This is a genomic window from Streptomyces sp. NPDC058052, assembly GCF_042885515.1.
Taxonomy (GTDB): domain Bacteria; phylum Actinomycetota; class Actinomycetes; order Streptomycetales; family Streptomycetaceae; genus Streptomyces.
Map to the genome: position 1 here is coordinate 20,708 of NZ_JBHVRX010000015.1, position 19,573 is coordinate 40,280.

A 19,573-nucleotide genomic window follows, 5' to 3' on the forward strand; every position below is an offset into this window, starting at 1 on the left:
ACCGCGTCCCGAGGGGTCTTGCTCTGACTGTCGCGTGGCCCGCACGAGCCACCGCGGCCGCGTGGCGGGCCGGTCTTCGAGGCGTCAGCGGGATGACGTGAGCCGACGTGCTTCCGACTCGGGTTCGCGAGTCTCCGGCTCCTCACCGGGTGTGGCGTGATCTCACCCGGCCTGCATGCCGCTCGGAGGCCACGCCCTTATTTTACAACGCGTGTTTCATTTTACGTCGGGGAGAACGTACGGCGGGGGTGTGGCGCCCCGCACACCACACCCCTGCCTCGTCCGGTCGAATGCGCCCTCGCGGTTTCAGCCGCTCACAGCGCCGCGAGGACCTCGTCGGCGACTCGTTCGCCCGAGAGCACCGCGCCTTCGAAGTAACCGCCGTAGCGCGACGAGGTTTCCGTGCCGGCCCAGTGCACGCGCCCCACCGGCTCCGCACCGGCCGTCCTCACACCCTCGAGGGAGCCGGGGCGCGGCCACGCCATGTAGCCGCCCTGTACGAACTCGTCCCGATGCCAGGACTTCTCGTGGAAGCTCAGCGGATGACGGGCGAGCTCACCGAAGTGCCGGGCAAGCTCGGCCAGGATCGCGGAACGGCGTACGTCCTCGCTCAGGCCGTCCAGGTCGCGGGCGCCCTGGCCGGGCACCAGGACACACAGGTGGCCCCGGCCTCCGGGCGGCGAGACGTCGAAGGCAGAAGGAACCGGGCCGTCGAGAGCGAAGAGCTCGCCGCTGTAGCCGTCGGCCCGCCAGAAGGGGGAGTCATAGACGACGACCGCCTTGTAGACGGTGCCCATGAACGTGTCCCGCTGAACGAGTTCCCGCGCCTCCGGGAGTGCGGGCCTGTGCGCGATCGCCTTCGCCACTGGAGGAGCGGTCGTCACGACGACCCTGCGGGCACGCGTAGCGCCGTACGGCGTGCTGACGGTCACACCGCCTCCGTCGCGGGCGATTCCGGTCACCGGCTGGTTCAGCTGGATCGCCGCCCCGAGGTCGATGGCGATCGACTCCGCGAGTCCGCCGGCGCCACCCGTCAGCAGAGCGTCCTGCGCCCCGCCTTCGACTCCGAACATCTCGCGCAGACCTCCCGCACCCCGGATCCCCTCCGCGACGGCCCGAACGGAGACCGACTCCGGGTCGGTGGCGGTGACCTCCCCCAGTGTCACCTCCAGAAGACGACGCGCCCGCCGGGGGCCGACCTTCGCGAGCCACATGGCGAGGGTCTGGTCATCACGCGCTCCCAGTCCGAACCTCTCGGCCGCCGCGAGCCTGATGAAGGCCGCACCCACGGCGACGCCGGTCGCCGAGAGCAACGACACATCGCGCCCCCGGTAGCGGATGAGGGTCTTGCCGTCGGTGTGCGTGGGGAACAGCGACACACCGTACTCATCGGCCAGGGCCCGCATCTTCACATGGTCACGACCGATCCACTGGCCCCCCAGGTCCACTGCCGTACCGGCGGCCGAGGACACCGTCATCGCCCTGCCACCCACACGGTCGGCCGCCTCGAGGACCTGGACCGTGAGCCCACTGTTCAGAAGAGCGCGGGCCGCGATCAGCCCCGCATACCCCGCACCGACTACGACGACATCCACATCGACGTCACTCATGACCGCCCCTTTTCTGCAACAGGTGTTGTGTAACTAGTGTTGCACAGACGATGCGTCATCTGCACCCGAGACGGGGCGGCTCCGAGCGGGCCTCTCCTTCAAGTCGGCGACCGAACAGGCCGACGGAGCAACGGACTTCGCATGTCCGCTTCAACCCGCCCACGCGGGTGCCATGGGCATCTCCACGCCTGACCCACAGGCCGGCAAGGATCGGTTCCTCCACAGGCAGCCGCCGTGTGGATAGCAGGCTCCGCCGCTCCTTGGGGCGTGCGCGCCAGGCGGGCCGAAGTCGCCCTTGACCGTGATGGGGCGTCATAAGGGCTGAGCAGGTATCAGTAGCGCCGGAAGATGTGGCGCTGCCGAGATCGGGGGTGAACGCATGGAGCAGGATCGGTCCGGATACGGGCCAGAACCGCCGCCCTGAGCAGAGGAATCCCGTCCGCCCGAGCAGGGGCCGGGCGTTCGCGCACGGCGAGCTCCACGGCAACCTTATGGAGGCGGACGTCGCAGCGCCGGTCCAGGACGTCCAGGTCATCCGGACCGAGCCGGTACAGCGTGCGCCGTGCGTGCCGGACGGAGAGCGACGTCGGCCGGGGCGGACGTCGGCCCGCCACCCGACACGAACGCGGACCGGCCGCAGGCGATCCGCTCCAGCGCAAGGGGATGCTCAACACGGCCCAGCACCGTGCCGCGCTGACCGCACTTCAGGGCCGGCCGCACTGCCCGGCTACAGACCGGGCGTCCAGGATCGGCATGGATCCCAGCGACGCGCGCCTGTCGAGACAGGGTTTGCACAACGTCCTGGACGGTCTCTCGCCGACGCGGTTGATCCGACGTGTCGAGCCTGTCGGCTCGCCCGCGCGTCACGAGCTTCGCGTGGGAGCCGTTCCGCGGACGCAAGAACCCTGCGGTGAACATCTGACCGGCGCCGACAGGGCAATCCGCCGATGAAAGAGATAACGTCGGGGACGCGTCACCCCCGAAGACTGGTGGCCCGATCCACCAGGACGATGGGAATCGGGCCCTCACCAATCAGGAGAAGAGGTCCTCGTTCTCGTACCTCCGAAAGAATGATTCGAGCTCAGGAGCGATCTCCGAGAATCGCTGGTTCAACGCGAGCCGCATCATCTCGATCTGGACGACTTCCTGATCGATCATGTAATCGAGGAATTTCCTTCCGTCGCCAGGACCCGCTCCCCGCACCCGGCGGAGGTCGTCCAAGTACTTCACGGTCCTCGGGTAGGCGAATTTCAGGAGCGAGCGGAGCATGAATTTCGGCGTGGCACCGACCAGCGAGCCCCTGGCCTTTGTCCAGGCGGTCGGCTCCGTGTTCATGCCCCACTTGCGAGCGGCCTGCTCGTAACGGGGGACGTTGAATCGTTCGAGTTCACTGTAGCCTCCCCAGAAGGCGACCTGAGGGTCGCGACCGAGGCGCCTCGCCACGCCCGACATGGAAATGAGGGCGAACTGGCGGTTCTGGAGTTCATAGTCGAACCCCTTGCTGAATTCCGCGGAATACATCTAACTCTTCCACCTCTCTGTTGCACACGGCACCGCACATGTCATACCCGCAGGTCAAACCTGCTGCGGACTCGCCTCAGCCGTCGCTGCGCATTCCGCGTACGAGTGCACGCACGGTGTTGCCCTTGAGGCGAGTCACGTCGCCCCAGCTGTATTCGGGGATGGTGATGAGACCGAGGGCCACACCGTGCATGGAGCACAGCAGGACGCTCCTCATCTCCAGAGGATCACCGGGTTCGATATCCCCTCTTTCCTGCGCCTCACTCAAGGCGACACAAAAGATATCCAAACCGGACATGGTCGGTGAATTATCGACGAAATACCCTTCCCCCGGGACCTGAAGATGGTCTTCCGTCAGGAAGATCGCCCGGAAATCGGAGGGCCGGTCCAGCCAGAAATCGAGGTACACAAGGCACAGCTTCTCCAGGTCTGCATCCTTCGCATAGCTGGACTTCAAATCGCCGGTGAGCTCTTCAAAAACGTCCTCCCAGATCTGGTGAAGCAGCTGGCGCTTGCCGGGGAAGAAGGAGTAGATGGTCGCGGGAGCGCATCCGGCCCGTTCTGCGACCTTGCGCATCGAGACGCCCGCGTATCCTTCCGAAGCGAAGAGATCCCGGGCAGCCCGAAGGATCACCTCCCGGCTCTCCTCGGCCTTCCGGCGCCGTCGCGAACCTTGCGAAGAATCCTTATCGACTTCCATCCCACGCGTCATAGCCGGACGCTACCGAACGCGTTCGGTAGCGTCAAGCGGAGGTATTCACCATCGACAGTCCAGCGCTCCTGCGGTAGCTCGTACGGGCCCAGGCCGGGCACCGCTTCCCGTCATGACGGCGTCGGCCCGCCGGCCGCCGGCGGACCGCAGCCGGGACCCATGCTCGGACCGGCCGGTCGCACGAGGGCCTCACGGCGGCACGTCGCGCGATCACTCCGCCCTCGGAGACAGGCGGGAGACGTGTGGTTCTCGATCGAGTCAGGGCTTGCCTGGTGCGGCGGCGATCTCGGCGAGGCGGTCGAGGACGGCGCGGATGTCGGGGTGCTGTCCGGTTCCGGCCGGGTACACGGCCTGGACGGTGCGGTGGACGGGGGTGCTCAGGGGGTGGACGCTGACGTCCGGTGAAAGGTCCGGCAGGGCCATCCGGGGAACGAGCGCCACACCGGCCCGCTTCGCGGCGAGTGCGGTCAGGACGGCGAAGTCGCCGGCCACGGCGACGGGGCGGGGCACGAACCCCGCGGCTCCGCAGGCGCGTTGGGTCATCTCGTGGCAGGCGGTTTCCGGGCCGGGCAGCAGCCAGGGAGAGTCGGCGAAACGGCTCAGGTCCGCCGCGGAGCCGGGGGTGAGTCCGTGGCGGGCGGCGTCCGCCGGGTGCAGGACGAGGAGGACGTGTTCGTCAAGGAGCCGGAGCTGTTCGCAGCCTGGCGGGAGGGGGCGGGGAAGCAGGCTGTAGGAGTGGGTCAGGGCGATATCGGCCTGGTGGCGGCGCAGGGCCGTCTCGGCGGCGTCCGGCTCGGCCTCGGTGAGGTGCAGGAGCGGTACGTCGGCCGGCGCGGCACCGGGGTCGGGCCAGAGGCCGGCGATCAGGGTGCGCGCGGCCGAGGGGAAGGCCGCGATCCTGACCGTTTCCCGTGCTCCCTGGCGTACGGATGCCAGGTCGGCTTCGGCGGCGGCGAGGGCGCCCAGGACGACGCGCGCGTGGTCGACGAGGCGCTGCCCCGCGGCGGTCAGCCGGAGTGTGCGGCCGTTCTTCTCCAGCAGGCGCACTCCGGCTTCCTTCTCCAGCGCCGCCAGCTGCTGGGATACGGCCGGGCCCGTGAGGTGCAGCGCCTGGGCGGTGGCGGCCACGGTGCCCCGCTCGGCGAACTCGGCCAGCAGACGGAGTCGACGCACATCCAACACAAAGCGCTCCTACCTCTATGGGGAAGAAAGAGTAACTGGAACTTATCGATCCAGGGCGGCAGGGTCGGATGGGTGAGATACGACAAGACCTTCCTCGCCCTGACCACGACCGTGCTGCTGTGGGCCTCGGCCTTCCCCGCGATCCGCGTCGCCCTGCGCGGCTACGGACCCGCCGAGCTGTCGTTCCTTCGGCTGGCCGCGGCCTCGCTCGCCCTCGTGGCCGTGGCTCGGGTCGCGAAGGTGCGCCGGCCCGCCGCGCGTGACCTGCCGCGCATCCTGGTCGTCGGCGCGGCCGGCATGAGCGGATACCAGCTCCTGCTCAACTGGGGCGAGCTGCACGTCCCCGCGGGCACCGCCGCCCTGATCGTCGCGGTCGTCCCCGCCATCAGCGCTCTTCTGGCCGCGGCGTTTCTCGGTGAGCGCCTCGTCCCCGTCCGGATCGCCGGGTCCCTCGTCGCCCTCGCCGGAGCGGCGCTCATCGCCGTCGCCGGCGGTGAGACCGGCTACACCGGCGCTGCCTGGGCGGTGCTCGCGGCGGCGGTGGCCCAGGCCCTTCACCACTTCGCGATCAAGCCCCTGCTCTCCCGCCACACCGGCCTCGAAGTCGCCGCGTACGCGATGTGGGCCGGTACCGCGCTCCTCGTCCCTCTCGCGCCCGCGACCCTCCACGCGGCCCTGTCGGCCCCTGCCGAGTCCACCCTCGCGGCGGTTCTCCTCGGCCTGTTCCCGTCCGCCGCGGGCTTCGTCGTCTGGGGCTACGCCGTGGCGCGGCTCTCCGTCACCATGGCCACGGCGGCGCTCTACCTGGTCCCGCCCGTCACGCTCGTCATCTCCTTCCTCTGGCTCGGCGAGACGCCGGGGCCGGCCGAACTGCTGGGCGGCGTCGTCACCCTCGCGGGTGTCGTCCTGCTCCACCAGGGGGCCCGCGCCCGCACCGACGGCTCCCGACGGCTTCCGACAGGGGCGCGCCGTGGTCGGCGATGAGAACCCGGCCGACGAGCATCCAGCCTCCCTGGAGGGGTCCGCTCGTCGGCGCGCGAGCTGGAGCTCGGTCGCGGGGAACCGGGTTGCGAGGCGGTCGGGAGGTGCGGTGGGATCGGGACGCGCTGGGCACCTGGGGCCCCGGCGGAGGGAGGGATCGGTCCATGGACGGAACGGCCGCGCTGGACGGCGTGCTGGAGCGGACGCGCGAGGTCCGCGTGAGCCCGGTGGGCGGGTCCCCGGCGGACGGGGACATCCGGGTGGACCTCTCCGATCCGGAGGAGTCGGCGCAGTTCAGAACGGCCATGACCGTGGGATCGCTGTCCGGGTTCCTGTGCATGTGCCTCGGGGACGTCCGCTTCGAGCTGTTCGACCGGTCCGGTGAGCAGCCGGCCGTCGTCGTCCTGCACCACGGGACGACGTTGAGGTGGGGGCGGTGGGAGACCGACGCGGTGCTCACCGACGGCCACCTGCTCCTGGCGTGGCTGGCCGGGCACGGCATGTCCGGCCCCCTGCGGCAGTTCGAGGCCGACCGGGTACGGGCAAAGGAAGGGGCCGAGGAGCAGCGCACCTGGCTGGCCGCGATGCCCGCCGGACTGGAAGGGACGGCCGACCGGATCCTCGGCCTGTCCCGTACCGGTGGCAGTCCCTCCCCCGCATTGCTCGCGGAACTCACGGACCGGCTGCAGCTCATGTGCCCCGACCCGGTGGAACGGGCACTGGCCCTGCTCCACTGGTACGGATCCGGCAGCGGGCGCTGCTCCGGCCACCCCGTGCACGAGGGCGTGCCTGGCGAGCTGCTCGGCAGAGTACCGCTCGCCGACCTGCTCGCGGCCCTGGACGACCCGCGGGCCGACGAGCGGCACGACGCCGGGGCCGTGCGGCATCTGGTGGGCTGGAAGACCCGCCCACGCCAGAAGCGGGACGTCGCCGGCCTGCCCGAAGCACTGCGCGAGCGACTGCTGGCGCACGCGCGCCGCTCCCCCGACGCCGACAAGCAGCGCCGCGCGGAACGGTGGCTGGCGCCCCCACGCCCCTGAGCCACTCCACGGGCGGGGCAGCCGGCGCTCCGCGTCGGGCAGGGGAGCCGTAGGGTGCTGCCTCGTGCACCAGCTTGAGATATCCGACCTGATCACGGCGAGGGAACCACTCAGCGGCCGCCGGCTCCCGGTCCGGCGCGCGGAGGTGATCCAGCGGCTCCTGGAGAGCGGAGACGAGCGCGGGGCCCGGATCGTCGCCGAACTGCCCGTGGACCAGGACGGCGTACTCGACCCGCACGCCGTGGACCGCCTGCTCATCAGCGTGCACACCGAGCTCCAGCGTCTGAGCGAGGAGCTACGGATCGGCGAGCGCCTGGTCCACCTGCTCGGCCCGCTCTTCACCGCGATCCGGTCGACCAGCGCGCGGCCCGGCCCGTACCGCCTGGTCGACGTCGGCTGCGGCCTGGGCTACCTGGTCCGCCGGCTGGCGGCTACCGACGCCCTGCGAGCGGACGTCGAGCTGGTCGGGGTCGACCTCGACGCGGCACTGGTCGGCGAGGCGGAACGGCTGGCCCGCGCGGAGGGGCTCGGCTGCCGCTTCGTCCACGGAAACGCCTTCGACCTGCCGGAGGCAGCCACCGTCTACGTCTCCACCGGCGTGCTGCACCACTTCCGTGGCCCAGCCCTGGCCGAGTTCTTCCAGGCCCAGGCCGCCTCACCCGCGCTCGCCTTCTGCCACTTCGACATCGCCGCGTCCCGTCTGGCCCCGATCGGCGCGCGGATGTTCCACCACGCCCGGATGCGCCACCCGCTCGGCCGCCACGACGGCGTCGTCTCCGCGCTGCGCGCACACAGCGACGAGACCTTGCTGCACGCCGCCGCCGCACCCGGCATCCGGCCGCTGCTGTACGAGCCGCGCGGCTTGGCGAACCCGTTCTGCACCACGGTGCGGCCGGTCATCGGAGTGCGCCCGCACCTGGAGGCGCCGCTCCGCCGGGCCATGGGACGGGCCGCGCGCCGGCTCGTCGGCCCGGAGCACCTCGCCGAGGGCTCCGGATGACGCCCGCGATCCTGCTCGCGCTCCTCGGCCTGGTGGACGCTTCGTTCAGCGGATTCCGCGCCTATGCCGGCCGTGACGCCCGCATCCGCAAGCACCGGGCCGCAGCACGAGCGGCCCTACGCGGGCTGGCCGTCGGGGCCGTGCTGCTGCTCGCCCCCGCGCTGACCGCCGCCGCCGCTCTCCTGACCGCGTCGGATCGGGCCAGGACCTTCGACACGCTGACCGCCGGCGGTCTCGGCTATCTGCTCCCGCTCGTCCTCTACGCCGCCGTCGTGATGGTCTCGCTCGCCGCGTACTTCGTCCTGCCCTTCCGGGCGGGCACCCTCGCCATGGTCGTCGGCCTCGGCCCCCTGACCCTGCTGCGCCCGCTCGCTCTCGCCGCGGCCTGCCTCGGCGCACTCGTCAACGGCGGCGGGCCCCTGTCCCTTCTCGTCGGCACGATCGCCGGAGCCGCCGTGCTGTGCGTGGAACCCGCCGTTCACCGACGCTGGTACCAGCACGTGCGGTGAACGCCGGCGGCGAGGGTCAGAGCCGCACCAGCCACAGGACGAGCCTGGCCAGCACGAGCACGCCGAGCACGATCCCGGCTTCGAGCAAGTGCCCGCGTACGCGTCGCCGCAGGAGCCGTACTCCGCTCCAGACGCCGAAGGCGGCCAGGCCGGAGGAGACCAGCAGAATGACGGCCTGCGGGAATGTGCCCGCCCCGTTCGCCGCCACCACGCTGAGGACGACGTAGGCCAAGAGCGCCTGCGGGAGCCCGAGAAGCCACACCTTCCGCACGTCAGCCGGATCGGGGCGGCCTGCGGCGGGTGCCACGCTCGGCGGGGGTGGCACGGGTGGCGGCGCCACCGGGCCTTGAGCGGCTCCGTCGGCAGCCGGTGCCTGAACCGGCGGTGCGGGAGGGAGGCGCAGGACTTTGGTCATGAGCCCGAGGAAGTCCTGGTCCGCGCGCAGTTCGTCGGCCAGCACGGAGGCGACGATCGCCGCTGAGCCCTCGCCGGGCTGCTCATGGAACCGTGACAACGCGGAGGCGCCCAACGTGCTCCGGCCCAGCCGCCCCCAGACAAGTTCCCTGACGGCCGCCCGCTGTTCGGCTCGAACGGGTGATTCATCTGTGAGCAGCCTGACGGCCGCCGTCGCCAACTCCGAAGCCCGCATGCCCCACCCTCCCCCGTGCGCCCACACGTGCTACGAGGGTAGGGGCACCGGCCTTCTCCCGAACAGGGATCCGCAGTCGCGCTCTCAGATGTCCTGAACCACGGACAGGGGTGGATCGATGAGCAGCGGAGGCCGCCTGCCCGGGCGCTGAAAGACCGGCCGAGCGAGGCCCTGTCGTCCCCCGTGGGCGGCTGCGAAGGGCGGCGCCGAGCGGCCCGCGGGCGCGACCGGGGTGGACGGGGCAGAGCTGCCGACCGTCACCCCCGGCCGGCGCCGTCGGGGTGGAGCACGGCCACGGCGATCTCCCGCACGCGGTCCAGGCTGATCCCCGTGCGCTGCTCGACAGCGAGAGGGTGGTCGGTGGGTTCCAGTTCGACGAAGGGGCGCTCACCGACCGGGCGGGTGTGCACGTACGTCTTCAGGTTGAGCGTCGTCGACGGGTACACCGGCAGGTCGGTGGTGAGCCAGCCGAAGGAGGGCGGCTCGGACTCCCGGCCGGGGGTGTCCCACAGGTCTGCCGCCCGGGAGAAGTTCTCTCGGCTGAGCGAGACCCATACGCCCCAGGAGAACACCTCGTCGCTTCCGATGACCGGAATCTCGATCAGGCCCTTCACGAAGTAGTGCTGCCCACGGACCACGCACTGGTCGACGGAGAGGAGGCAGTCGTCGGCCTCGTCGAAGGCCGGATCCCATACGGCGGGGGCCCCGGCCGTGTAGTGCATCGGCAGCTCAGGGTGGTGGGTCCCGCAGCACGTGCAGGTGAACCCGAGATCATCGGTCATGAGGTCGAAGCCTAGTGACGGGTTCCGGTGCCGCCCCGGGTGGGGCCCGGACCCCGGGCGGGCCGTCGTACGGCCACCCGGCGTCAGCCGCCTGCGGGCAGGGAGGCGGTGGAGAACGCGTCGAGCGACTCCGGGACGGTCTGGCCGCCGTCGACGGTCAGGGTCTGGCCCGTGATGAAGGCCGCCTCGTCGGAGGCGAGGAACGCCACGGCGTGCGCGACGTCCGCGGGCTCCCCGATCCGGCCCAGCGGGATCGAGGCCGTCATCGCGCGCACGTACTCCTCGCCCAGCGCGGCGAGGCTCTCGGTGCGGACGTTGCCCGGGAGGACGGCGTTCACCGTGATGCCCAGGGGGGCCAGTTCCAGGGCCGCGCCGCGCAGGAACCCGAGCTGCCCCGCCTTGCTCGCCCCGTAGTGCGACCAGCCGGCGTACCCCGTGGTGGGACCGGTGATGGAGGACGTCAGGACGACGCGGCCGCGGCCGGCGCGCTCCATCGCGGGGAGGCAGGCCCGGACGGCGAGGATGGAACCGCGCAGGTTGACGGCCAGCACCTCGTCGATGTCGGCCGCGGTCATCTCCCGCAGCGGCTTCTCGGGGAACACCCCCGCGTTCGCGCACAGGACGTCGACGTGGCCGTGGCGCCGTTCGGCCTCGGCCGCCATCGCCTCGACGGCGGCCGCGTCACGCACGTCCACGCCCATGCCGGTGACGCGCCCGCCCGTGGAGCGGGCGAGACCGTCAGCGGCCTCCCGGGCCACCGCGTCGTCCCGGCCCGTCACCAGCACCGCCGCTCCGCGTCGGGCGAAGAGCTCGGCGATCCCCCGCCCGATGCCGCGTGTTCCGCCGGTCACCACGACGGACCGGTCCTGCCAAGGGGTGTGGTGCGTCATGGCTCGCCTACCTCGTCCTCCGCCGGCTGCCGCCGCGGACGACCCTGCGGCGGCCGCTCACCGTAGCCGACCCGGGCTCGCGTGCCGGCCGAGCGCGGCCGTGTCCGACGGCGCGGTGTCCGAATGCCGAGGGGCCACGATCCGGACACGGCGCGAGCGGGGTCGGCGGCTCGTCCCGTCGCGCGGCGGCGCGCCGCGGGCCGTGGGCTCACCTGAAAGGATGGCCCCGCGCCACCACTCGTGGCCGTGGTCGGTCCTTCAGTGTCCGGCAAGTCGACGCTGCTCCACATCGTCGGCACCCTCGACCGGCCCACCGCCGGCACGGTCGCGATCGCCGGGCACGACGTCGCCACCCTCACGGATCGGCGGCTCTCGACCCTGCGCGCCCGCCACATCGGTTTCGTCCTCCAGACGTTCGATCTGGCCCCGGGCTTCGACGCCGTGGACGACGTCGCCGAGGGGCTGCTCCACTCCGGACTGCCCCGGGGCCGCCGTCGCACCCTGGCCGCCGAGGCACTCGCGCGGGTCGGGCTCGCCGACCGGATACGGCACCGGCCGCACGAGCTGTCCGGCGGTCAGCAGCAGCGTGTCGCCATCGCCCGCGCCATCGTCGGCCAGCCGTGCCTGTTCCTCGCCGACGAGCCCACCGGCGCGCTGGACACGGCCTCCGGCAGAGCGGTCCTGGAACTCCTGCGCACGCTCAAGGACAAGGGCGCGACCATCGCGGTCATCACCCACGACGCCGAGATCGCGCAGGCTCTGCCGCGCCAGGTCGGGATCCGCGACGGCGGGGTCGTCGCGGACTCGTCCCGGGGAAGGCTCGTAGGCTGATGCCCGGCACGTGGAGGCGGACGGAGTCCCGGGCGCCCGACGAGCCGGCGTCTGCGCTCAAGGACCGCCGGCTGGGCCCTCGCGACGTGCTGCACGTCGGTTCGGCCGGACTGCGCAGCCGGCCCCCTCGGGTGGTGTTGTCGGCGCTCGGGATCACCATCGGCATCGGCATCGGCATCGGCATCGGCCCATCGCGACGATGATCGCGGCGGTGGGCATCTCGGCCTCCAGCCAGGCGCAGTTGCTCCAGCGTCACGACGTGTCCGGCGCGAGCGGAGACCTCCGGCACACGGTGCGCCGCTCACGGCTGATCCCGGAGGAGGAGACTGGCGGCATCGCTGTGAAGGCGGCGACGGAAGAACTGCTCGATGTCGTCCGCGGCGCCACTGCGTCCGGCACCTGGTTGAATTCCGTCAACGGCCGCTACCCCTCCGTCGTCCTCGGACACGTCGCCGCGCAGCGGCTCGGCAACGACCGGGCGGGACGTCAGGTCTGGATCGACGACCGGTACTTCACCGTCGTCGGCATCCTCGATCCCTTGCCGCTCGCCCCCGAGATCGAGCGGTCCACGGATACGTCCGTCCGGCAGGTCCAGCGGCTCCTCGCGCCGACGATCGACCCTCGGAACAGGACACCGCGCCGACCCGTTCGACGCGCACGGCTCGGACGGCTCGAACGGCTCGAACGGCTCGAACGGTCGGACGGCTCGGACGGCTCGGACGGCTCGAACGGCGATCGCACCTGACGGTGTCGGGGATCTTGGCCACGACGGTCGGTCATGCCCTCGGCATCTCCGTCTCCAAGATCCCCGACCTCGTCGCCCGCGATCAGCTCTGCGTCTCCTCGCGGCGTCCAACAACCGCCGCATCGGGTACGAGGAGCAGCTTTCCGGTGGTACGCCGAGCCTCCAAATCGCTGTGGGCCTGGGCGGCCTCGGACAATGCGTAGCGGCCCGTCACGCTGACCTCAAGCGCCTTGGAGCGCACCCACTCGAACACATCGGCAGCCCGTCGGAGCAGTTCGGACCGATCGGCGATGAAATCCCCGAGACTGGGCCGGATCAGGGTCAGCGAACCGCCGCGGGCGAGCCGCATCGGATCGAACGGAGGCACGGCACCACTCGCCGCGCCGAAGAGCACGAGATGGCCGCGGGTCCGCAGGCTGGCGAGGCTCGCATCGAAGGTGTGCGCGCCGACGCCGTCGAAGACAACCGGCAGTCCCTGACCGCCGTTGAGCCGCCTCACCTCGGCTGCGAGATCGTCGACCGCGGAGGAAAGGATCACCTCATCGGCCCCGGCACGCTTCGCCAGCTCGGCCTTCGCCGTGGTCGACGTCGTGCCGATCACCCTGCCGCCGAGATGGGTGATGAGCTGGGTCAGAAGCAGCCCCATGCCGCCGGCGGCCGCATGCACGAGCACCGTGTCGCCCCCCTGAACCGGGTAGGCGTCCTTGACGAGATAGTGCGCGGTCATGCCTTGGAGGAGCACGGCGGCGGCCGTCTCGAAGGCGATGTCGTCGGGCAGCGGCACCAGCCGGGAGGAGTCCACGACGGCCCGCTCGGCATACGTGCCGGGAATCTCCACCCAACCGACCCGGTCCCCGACCGCGACGTCAGCGACGCCGGGTCCGACCTCGACGACCGTGCCGGCGCCCTCAGTGCCCGGGGTGAAGGGCAGCGGGAGGCTGTACCGGCCCTCGCGGTGGTAGACGTCGAGGAAGTTGATCCCGGATGCGGCGACCTCCACGACCGCCTCGCCCGGACCCGGCCGCGGCTGGTCCACCTCGGCCTCCCGCAGCACCTCGGGACCGCCCACTTCGTACACCTGAATCGCTCGCATGACCCTCCAATTAACGGTTCGTCCCCCACCAACCCCGTTGATGGCGATCCGATTCCCGGCCGGCGGACCAGCACGCCGCCTGGCCGAGATGTGACTTCAACGCCGCCCACAGTGCCGGCTGATCTCCATCCGCGTCCCTCCGCCCACGCCGCCTCCGCCCGCGTCGGCACGAAGGACAGACGCAGCTCACGCGCGCTGACCAGCTGCTTGGACCGGGAATACGCCTCGATGAGGTCCTGCGCGCCACCCACCGGACGTGGGATGCCGCAGCGCTGCGGAAGCTCTCGCACGACCAGCGTGTGGTGATCGGCCGCCTCGCCCGCACGGCCCGCGCCCTGGCCGCCGACGCCGGGCTTACCCAGCGCCAGGAGTCCGCGATCGGGCGCTGGGCTGCCAGCGTGGAGAACTCGACAGCCCTAGTGCCGTATCAGGCAACGTTCGCCCTGTTCTGATGGGTGCATTGTCGCCTGGTAGCGTCGCTCTCTTCGGCTGGGGCAGCCTGCTGGAGTCTTGATGGGATGCACGGTGACTTCTCCAGATGGCGATGTCCTTGCCGCTGCGGTGGCAAGGGTCGCGACGGCCTTCGGTGGCATGACGGCCCAAGCGGACGAGACTGGGTGCGGCCGGTGTTTCGATGAGGTCGAGGTCGAGCTGCTGCGGACTCCTGACGTCCCGCTCCCGGCGGATCTTGTCGGCCGGGTCGCGCAGAAAGATCCTTTCCACTGGGACGACCAGCCCGCGATCATCCGTCGTGTTCTGCCGCAGCTCGTCGTGGTGCTCGCCGAGGGCGCGGCCGAGTCCCCTCTCATGGCCCGTGGACTGGCCGCGGCGGGCTGGTCGCGGTGGCCTCGTGAGCAGGCTGGGGCAGTGGCCGGTTTCCTGGAGGCGTGGTGGACACAGGCCCTCCGGATGGAGTCGCCACCGACCCCGGTGTGCGAGGTCTTCGAGACCTGTGTGACCGCGAGTTCCTCGGTCGCCCCGTGGCTCGCCCGCTGGGAGGCGGAGACTGGCCCGGTCGCCCGCCACCACCTGACTGAGAGCGTCGGCTGGTGGCGGGAGGAGTTGGCGTCCGATGACTCGCCGTTCTGGTGGTGGTGGGGCACCGCGGCGGAGGAGCGGGCCGCCTGGCACGAGGTTAAGACATGGCTGGCCGCTCAGACCCAGGCAACCATGGTGCCGGACGGACTGCGGCCTGACCGGCAGTAGCGACCCCCGACACGGTCAGGTTCAGGCGACATTCGCTCTGGTCACGACCGTGCGCAGGCGCTGGTCAGCAACGTGGTTGTTCCGCCAGATGATGTAGCGGCGGATCATGCTGCCCTGCTCTTTGTGATCTGCGTGGTCCGTGCCGTCGAGGGTGAAGTAGCGCAGGGCCGTGAACTGGGCCTCGATGCGGTTGAGCCAGGAGCTGTTGGTCGGGGTGTAGGCCATCTCGACGTTGTTCGCCGCAGCCCAGGTGCCGGCGTGCTGGCACCTTTTCGTGGTCAGGTGCGGGGAGAAGTTGTCACTCACGATCGCATTCCGGACCTCGGGCGGGTAGAGGCTGCGCAGGTAGCGGCAGAACTCCAGGAACTGGGTGCGTTTCTTGATCGGTTTGATGTGGCCGTAGAGCTTGTCCTTGGCCAGGTCGAGTGCGGCGAACAGGTGTCGTACTCCGCCGTAGCGGTTGTAGGTCGCCCGCCGCCGTCGTCGTGGTTCGCGGTCGAGGTCCTTGTGCTTGCCGCCCCGCTCGGCCCATTGTCGTCCGGGGTGTGGCATCAGGTTGAGCGGGCCGAACTCGTCCATGCAGAAGATGACTTCGGGCTCGCCGCCCTCGGGTATGACCTCGCCATCGGCGATCGCATAGAGGTGCTCGACGCGGGCCTTCTTGGCCGCGTAGTCCGGGTCGCGGGAGGTCTTCCAGGTCTTCAGGCGTTGAAAGGAGACGCCTTCCTCGCGGAGCAGGATGCGCAGGCCCTCGTGGCTGATGTCGTCGACCACCCCCTCGGCAACCTGGAAGTCCGCCAGCTTGGTCAGGCTCCACGTCGAAAACGGCAGGTCGTGCTCGGTCGGCTTGGACTTCGCGATCTTCTTGATCTCCCGGCGCTCCGGCAGGGTGAAGGTCCCGGGCCGGCCGCCGGAGTACTTCGGGTACAGCGAGTCGAAGCCGTCCGCATTGAAGTTGTGGATCACGTCTCGGACCCGGTCATGGCTGGTGAACGACACCTCGGCGATCTTCGCCACCGGCATACCCTGCGCGGACAGCAACACCATCTGGGCCCTTCGCCAGGTCACTACCGATCCGGTGCCCCTGCGGATGATCTGCAGCAGCCGCCTTCCCTCGTCGTCATCAATCTCGTGCACGCGTACTCGTTCTGCCACCCCGACAAGGTGACCGTCACACGCCGCCCGGCACAGCACCCGGACGGCGCGTCACATCACAACAGGGCAAACGTTGCCTGATCCGGCACTAGCAACCACCACGGGTGAACGGACCCTGGCCCGATGACGAGGCCGGCCGCGCCGCCCATCCTCCCGGGAGAGGAAGCTGCGATCTTTGTCCAGGCGAACGGGCCCAACGCCCACATCGCTCGGTTCCTCGAACCCTACGGGTAGGCTCGTCTGCATGGGAATTGACTGGGAAAACATACTCGACGCAAGCGGTGACGGCCTCGACGATGCCTACGACAGCGCGGTCTCCGCGGCCGTCTACAGCGATGACCCGGGGGATGACCTTCAGCCACTCCCAATCGGCGAAGAGTACGACGACACAGACGGCTTGCGCTGAACTGAGCGCACGCACGAAACGTCCCGGCATGCCACGGCGTTTCGCCATCTCAGAGATCGTCTCAGGTCAGGGGTCGGTCAAGAGGCGGCCGAGCTCGACTCTGCGGCTCGTCGCCGCCTTCACCGAACTCGTCATCCCCGGCAACGGGGCACGAGGGCGCTACCGAGCACCGAGGTCACGGCCTCGGCCGATGGATGAAGGCCGAGTCGATTCCGACAGGCCCACAGGGACTATCCGGACCTCGGTGGCCTCCTGACCGACACCGCCGACAGCAATGCGCACATGCGACGGGTCAACGACGGTCTCGGCTACACGCCCACGCACACAACACACCAGTATCAGCTCGACCTTTGGCAGAGAGCGGACGGGCCGGACGGGGGGACATCACTCCGCACGACCTGTCCGTGCTTTCGATGCACGCCCTAGCCGACCAGAGCGGCTGTCACGATCTCTTCCACACGGCTGCGCTGCTGCGCGGGGGTGGCCGTGGAGCCGGGACGCAGTGCGTAGACGGTTCTGCGGTGGTTCTCGGCGCCGGCGAAGGCGCCGCTGGTCCAGCCGCCGCTGGAACCGGTCTTGCCCCAGACCCTGGTGCCGTTCAGCTCGATGCCCATCAGTCCGCCTGCGCTGAAGCACGCCGTCGGCGGCGGGCAGCTGGTGTTCCCGGGGGCGCTCGGGACCTCGGGTATCTCGAAGAGGTGTCGCTGCTGGGCCGGCGGGAGGAGCCGACCGCCGAGGAGGGCCCGCAGGAAGGTGTCGAGGTCCCTCGCGGTCGACGTCAGGCCCCCCTCGGACCAGGCCCAGGCGAGAGCCGGGTCGGTGGACAGGGCAGTGTGACGCAGCGCCAGCGGACGCAGGATCCTCCGGTCGAGCTCGCTCGTGAAACCGCGGCCGGTGAGCTTCTCCACGAGCAGTCCGGCGACGAAACTGTTCAGCCCGTTGTACTGCTGGACGGTTCCGGGTGACGGGACCCGGCCGGGTCGCGCCTCGGCGTCCGCCGCGAACGAGGCGGCGACCACGCCCCGAGGATCGAGCGGCACCCTCGCCGGTCGCGGCAGGTCGCTGGTGTGGTCCAGCAGTTGACGCACCGTCACGTCTGCGTACGAGGCCGGGATCAGCTCCGGCAGGTGGGAGCGGACACGATCGTCGATGCCGATGCGGCGCTCGGCGACCAGCTGGAGCACCACCGCGTCGGTGAACACCTTGGTCACGCTGCCGATCGGGAAGGCGGCTCCGGCCTCGACCGGTCCGGCGGTCCCGGTGTAGGAGGCGCCCACGCCCCGGTCGCCCACGCGCACCAGCGCCGCGTCCGTCACCGGATCGGGGAGGGTCGTCAGAAGGGCTTCGACCGCGGCGGTCTCTCGGTTCCCGACGGTCGGGTTCACGACGCTCCCCTCGGGGGCGGCCGAGGCGGTCGGCGCGCCGGCCACGCCGGTGACGAGCGCGGCCAGCAGGGCGCCGGTGACGATGTGTCGGTGAGGAACGGGGAATCGCGTCAGCATGAGTGGCTCCAGGGACCGGGCACTTGTGGCCGGAGTCGGGCAACGGGTTCGTGGTCTGATGTCGATGTCGATGTCGATGTCGGACGATGGTGTTCGTCCTGGACCAACTCTCCCCGCCGGGAGGGTGGCTGATCATCCGTGACCACCCTGACCCGACCCGGAACCCGTCCCGGACACCTTTCAGGGGTGTCCCTCAGGCGGGGCGGCGACGCCGGGTGCCTCCGCCGGTTCCGTTCAGCGGGATCAGCGTCTCCAGGTGAGCGCCCTTGACCCAGGAACCCAGCAGGTCGCGGTGGAGGGCCACGATGTCCTGGCGCAGTGCCAGGCCCCGTGCGTCCCTCGTGAACGCGTGGCCGGTGGTGACGAACAGGGCGACGTCCGCGCCGTGTTCCGGGCGGGCGGTGCCGACGAACTTCTGCATGTCGTGCGAGGGCACGCTCCGGTGCGGCGCGTACTTCTTGCACTGGATCACCAGCTTGCGGCCGTCCGCGAGGTAGCCGACGACATCCGCGCCCAGGTCGCCGCTCTTGCCGCTGACGACGACCCGCGTGCAGCCGTCCCTCCGGCACAGCTCGGCGACATACGTCTCGAACTGCTGCCACGACAGGGCGTCGACCTCGGCCATCGACAGCTCCCGCGCCCGGGCTTCCTCCCGCGCCCGCCACGCCCGGTCCTGGCCGACCGCGCGTCGGTGAGCCCGCAGCAGCGCCCACCCGGCCCCGCCCAGCAGGGCCGCGGCGGTGGCGGCCATCAGGACGGGCCACACCACCGACCAGTGTCGGGTCACCCACACCGCGGCGACCACCGCCACCACCGCGCCCCAGCCCTGGAGCTGCCTGCGCGTCCGCTTCTTCAGGCGCCGGCGCCGTCGACGTGCCGCCATCACTGTTCCGCTCCTTCACCAGCCGTCGCCGCTCAGGGACCGGCCGATCCCTGCCCTGGCCCTCATGTGTATCCGGGCCTCGGCGCGGCCGGTGGCGGGACGCCTGTGAATGGCACGAAGCCGCCGTGGCCGGCCGGATGTACCGCTGCCCGGCCGGCGGCCAGGAGGCCGCGCGCTCCGTCCGCACGAACCCGGCGCCGTCAGTGGGGGCAGGCGTGTCCCTCCGCCCGGTGCCCCATCCACACGACGACGTCGCACACCCGCAGCGCGCTGACCGTCTCCGGCACGCCGGCGGTCCGGCGCAGCGCGAGCGACTGGCGGTGCAGGGCGTGGTCGTCGGCACGCAGGGCGGCGTGCAGGGCGAGCCAGTACGAGGGGCGCGGTCTGCCCACCGCGCAGCGCACGACCCTGTCGTAGACGGGCAGCAGCCGGGGGCGCTTGCGCGCCAGGATCTTGCCCGCGATGACCCATCCGACGTCCGGCTGGTGCCGCAGGAGATTCCACGCCTGGTCCGCCGGCGAGCCGACGGACAGGTCGGCCGCCGTGGCGTCGGCCATGTCCGTGTCCGTCGGGACGGCCGACAGCAGGGCGGAGAGCCGCGCGCCCAGGGGACCCTCCAGGATGTCGAGCGCGACGGGCGCGGGCACGGTCACCGACAGCGTCTGCACCGCGATCAGGTCCTCCGCCGTGATCCGGTGCGCGACCTCCGGCCGGTCACCCCCCTCGGCCAGGTGCTCGAACCGGCGGCCGGTGAACGGCTCCGATTCGGACGCCGAACCGAGGGCGAAGTAGCGCCGCAGATCCGTGACGGCCCGAGGGGCCGCGAGGTACGCCGCAAGGCGTGCCGGGAAGGAGGGCGAAGGGTCTGCCATGGAC

Annotated in this window: 20 protein-coding genes and 1 pseudogene; 9 read left to right on the forward strand and 12 right to left on the reverse strand. The window is 70.9% G+C overall.

Annotated features, from left to right (window positions below; translation table 11 throughout):
* Positions 1–314: 314 nt before the first annotated feature.
* The 4 genes from ACFVU3_RS21130 to ACFVU3_RS21145 form a co-directional block, all read right to left on the reverse strand.
* The gene (locus ACFVU3_RS21130) at positions 315–1,610 is read right to left on the reverse strand and encodes a flavin monoamine oxidase family protein (RefSeq protein ID WP_390068222.1); all 1,296 of its coding nucleotides are present in this window, start codon (positions 1,608–1,610) and stop codon (positions 315–317) included.
* A gap of 1,032 nt (positions 1,611–2,642) precedes the next feature.
* Positions 2,643–3,131: a hypothetical protein gene (locus ACFVU3_RS21135; RefSeq protein WP_390068224.1), complete on the reverse strand. Its 489-nt coding sequence runs from the start codon at positions 3,129–3,131 to the stop codon at positions 2,643–2,645.
* A gap of 76 nt (positions 3,132–3,207) precedes the next feature.
* Positions 3,208–3,843 carry a TetR/AcrR family transcriptional regulator gene (locus ACFVU3_RS21140; protein WP_390068226.1) on the reverse strand — a complete coding sequence of 212 codons (636 nt, stop codon included), beginning with the start codon at positions 3,841–3,843 and terminating at the stop codon, positions 3,208–3,210.
* Between the two features lie 258 nt (positions 3,844–4,101).
* Positions 4,102–5,025: a LysR family transcriptional regulator gene (locus ACFVU3_RS21145; RefSeq protein WP_390068227.1), complete on the reverse strand. Its 924-nt coding sequence runs from the start codon at positions 5,023–5,025 to the stop codon at positions 4,102–4,104.
* A 72-nt stretch (positions 5,026–5,097) separates the two neighbouring features.
* Between ACFVU3_RS21145 and ACFVU3_RS21150 the strand changes: the two genes are divergently transcribed.
* The 4 genes from ACFVU3_RS21150 (at position 5,098) to ACFVU3_RS21165 (ending at position 8,555) form a co-directional block, all read left to right on the forward strand.
* Positions 5,098–6,009, forward strand: a complete 912-nt coding sequence (locus tag ACFVU3_RS21150; RefSeq protein WP_390068229.1) for a DMT family transporter — start codon at positions 5,098–5,100, stop codon at positions 6,007–6,009.
* A gap of 161 nt (positions 6,010–6,170) precedes the next feature.
* Positions 6,171–7,046 carry a hypothetical protein gene (locus tag ACFVU3_RS21155; RefSeq protein ID WP_390068231.1) on the forward strand — a complete coding sequence of 292 codons (876 nt, stop codon included), beginning with the start codon at positions 6,171–6,173 and terminating at the stop codon, positions 7,044–7,046.
* 64 nt (positions 7,047–7,110) lie between these two features.
* Positions 7,111–8,046, forward strand: coding sequence for a class I SAM-dependent methyltransferase (locus tag ACFVU3_RS21160; RefSeq protein WP_390068232.1), 936 nt, complete (start codon positions 7,111–7,113; stop codon positions 8,044–8,046).
* On the forward strand, positions 8,043–8,555 hold the full coding sequence (locus ACFVU3_RS21165; protein WP_390068234.1) for a hypothetical protein: 513 nt from the start codon (positions 8,043–8,045) through the stop codon (positions 8,553–8,555). Before ACFVU3_RS21160 ends, ACFVU3_RS21165 begins: the two co-directional genes overlap by 4 nt.
* A gap of 16 nt (positions 8,556–8,571) precedes the next feature.
* Here the strand turns inward: ACFVU3_RS21165 and ACFVU3_RS21170 are convergent, their stop codons facing one another.
* The 3 genes from ACFVU3_RS21170 to fabG all read right to left on the reverse strand — a co-directional run bounded on the left by ACFVU3_RS21170 (position 8,572) and on the right by fabG (position 10,876).
* The gene (locus ACFVU3_RS21170) at positions 8,572–9,015 is read right to left on the reverse strand and encodes a hypothetical protein (protein ID WP_390068236.1); all 444 of its coding nucleotides are present in this window, start codon (positions 9,013–9,015) and stop codon (positions 8,572–8,574) included.
* Between the two features lie 446 nt (positions 9,016–9,461).
* The gene (locus tag ACFVU3_RS21175; RefSeq protein WP_390068491.1) at positions 9,462–9,926 is read right to left on the reverse strand and encodes a DUF2199 domain-containing protein; all 465 of its coding nucleotides are present in this window, start codon (positions 9,924–9,926) and stop codon (positions 9,462–9,464) included.
* 143 nt (positions 9,927–10,069) lie between these two features.
* A complete protein-coding gene (gene fabG, locus ACFVU3_RS21180; protein ID WP_390068237.1) occupies positions 10,070–10,876 on the reverse strand; it encodes a 3-oxoacyl-ACP reductase FabG in 807 nt (268 codons plus the stop codon).
* Between the two features lie 240 nt (positions 10,877–11,116).
* Between fabG and ACFVU3_RS21185 the strand changes: the two genes are divergently transcribed.
* Complete coding sequence (locus tag ACFVU3_RS21185; RefSeq protein WP_390068239.1) at positions 11,117–11,707, forward strand: ABC transporter ATP-binding protein; 591 nt, start codon at positions 11,117–11,119, stop codon at positions 11,705–11,707.
* A gap of 199 nt (positions 11,708–11,906) precedes the next feature.
* Positions 11,907–12,452, forward strand: a complete 546-nt coding sequence (locus ACFVU3_RS21190; RefSeq protein ID WP_390068241.1) for an ABC transporter permease — start codon at positions 11,907–11,909, stop codon at positions 12,450–12,452.
* 82 nt (positions 12,453–12,534) lie between these two features.
* Here ACFVU3_RS21190 and ACFVU3_RS21195 read toward each other — a convergent pair whose 3' ends face one another.
* On the reverse strand, positions 12,535–13,545 hold the full coding sequence (locus ACFVU3_RS21195; RefSeq protein ID WP_390068243.1) for a quinone oxidoreductase family protein: 1,011 nt from the start codon (positions 13,543–13,545) through the stop codon (positions 12,535–12,537).
* A gap of 513 nt (positions 13,546–14,058) precedes the next feature.
* Between ACFVU3_RS21195 and ACFVU3_RS21200 the strand changes: the two genes are divergently transcribed.
* Positions 14,059–14,751, forward strand: coding sequence for a hypothetical protein (locus ACFVU3_RS21200; protein ID WP_390068245.1), 693 nt, complete (start codon positions 14,059–14,061; stop codon positions 14,749–14,751).
* Positions 14,752–14,772: 21 nt separating this feature from the next.
* Here ACFVU3_RS21200 and ACFVU3_RS21205 read toward each other — a convergent pair whose 3' ends face one another.
* On the reverse strand, positions 14,773–15,906 hold the full coding sequence (locus ACFVU3_RS21205) for an IS630 family transposase (RefSeq protein ID WP_390068246.1): 1,134 nt from the start codon (positions 15,904–15,906) through the stop codon (positions 14,773–14,775).
* Between the two features lie 244 nt (positions 15,907–16,150).
* On the opposite strand from ACFVU3_RS21205, the gene ACFVU3_RS21210 reads away from it, so the two are divergent.
* Both ACFVU3_RS21210 and ACFVU3_RS21215 read left to right on the forward strand, forming a co-directional pair.
* Complete coding sequence (locus tag ACFVU3_RS21210; RefSeq protein WP_390068248.1) at positions 16,151–16,312, forward strand: hypothetical protein; 162 nt, start codon at positions 16,151–16,153, stop codon at positions 16,310–16,312.
* 109 nt (positions 16,313–16,421) lie between these two features.
* Positions 16,422–16,663, forward strand: a pseudogene (locus tag ACFVU3_RS21215) (GNAT family N-acetyltransferase); the annotation flags it as partial.
* 71 nt (positions 16,664–16,734) lie between these two features.
* Here the strand turns inward: ACFVU3_RS21215 and ACFVU3_RS21220 are convergent.
* The 3 genes from ACFVU3_RS21220 to ACFVU3_RS21230 all read right to left on the reverse strand — a co-directional run bounded on the left by ACFVU3_RS21220 (position 16,735) and on the right by ACFVU3_RS21230 (position 19,569).
* The gene (locus ACFVU3_RS21220; protein WP_390068249.1) at positions 16,735–17,814 is read right to left on the reverse strand and encodes a serine hydrolase domain-containing protein; all 1,080 of its coding nucleotides are present in this window, start codon (positions 17,812–17,814) and stop codon (positions 16,735–16,737) included.
* A gap of 193 nt (positions 17,815–18,007) precedes the next feature.
* Positions 18,008–18,697, reverse strand: a complete 690-nt coding sequence (locus ACFVU3_RS21225) for a restriction endonuclease (RefSeq protein WP_390068251.1) — start codon at positions 18,695–18,697, stop codon at positions 18,008–18,010.
* Between the two features lie 200 nt (positions 18,698–18,897).
* Positions 18,898–19,569: a DUF6308 family protein gene (locus ACFVU3_RS21230; protein ID WP_390068253.1), complete on the reverse strand. Its 672-nt coding sequence runs from the start codon at positions 19,567–19,569 to the stop codon at positions 18,898–18,900.
* Positions 19,570–19,573 lie beyond the last annotated feature (4 nt).

Coding starts and splice junctions, on each gene's coding strand:
- ACFVU3_RS21130 (WP_390068222.1), bottom strand. CDS start 1,610: ATGAGTGACGTCGATGTGGATGTCGTCGTAGTCGGTGCGGGGTATGCG.
- ACFVU3_RS21135 (WP_390068224.1), bottom strand. CDS start 3,131: ATGTATTCCGCGGAATTCAGCAAGGGGTTCGACTATGAACTCCAGAAC.
- ACFVU3_RS21140 (WP_390068226.1), bottom strand. CDS start 3,843: ATGACGCGTGGGATGGAAGTCGATAAGGATTCTTCGCAAGGTTCGCGA.
- ACFVU3_RS21155 (WP_390068231.1), top strand. CDS start 6,171: ATGGACGGAACGGCCGCGCTGGACGGCGTGCTGGAGCGGACGCGCGAG.
- ACFVU3_RS21165 (WP_390068234.1), top strand. CDS start 8,043: ATGACGCCCGCGATCCTGCTCGCGCTCCTCGGCCTGGTGGACGCTTCG.
- ACFVU3_RS21175 (WP_390068491.1), bottom strand. CDS start 9,926: ATGCACTACACGGCCGGGGCCCCCGCCGTATGGGATCCGGCCTTCGAC.
- fabG (WP_390068237.1), bottom strand. CDS start 10,876: ATGACGCACCACACCCCTTGGCAGGACCGGTCCGTCGTGGTGACCGGC.
- ACFVU3_RS21190 (WP_390068241.1), top strand. CDS start 11,907: ATGATCGCGGCGGTGGGCATCTCGGCCTCCAGCCAGGCGCAGTTGCTC.
- ACFVU3_RS21195 (WP_390068243.1), bottom strand. CDS start 13,545: ATGCGAGCGATTCAGGTGTACGAAGTGGGCGGTCCCGAGGTGCTGCGG.
- ACFVU3_RS21200 (WP_390068245.1), top strand. CDS start 14,059: ATGGGATGCACGGTGACTTCTCCAGATGGCGATGTCCTTGCCGCTGCG.
- ACFVU3_RS21210 (WP_390068248.1), top strand. CDS start 16,151: ATGGGAATTGACTGGGAAAACATACTCGACGCAAGCGGTGACGGCCTC.
- ACFVU3_RS21220 (WP_390068249.1), bottom strand. CDS start 17,814: ATGCTGACGCGATTCCCCGTTCCTCACCGACACATCGTCACCGGCGCC.
- ACFVU3_RS21225 (WP_390068251.1), bottom strand. CDS start 18,697: ATGGCGGCACGTCGACGGCGCCGGCGCCTGAAGAAGCGGACGCGCAGG.
- ACFVU3_RS21230 (WP_390068253.1), bottom strand. CDS start 19,569: ATGGCAGACCCTTCGCCCTCCTTCCCGGCACGCCTTGCGGCGTACCTC.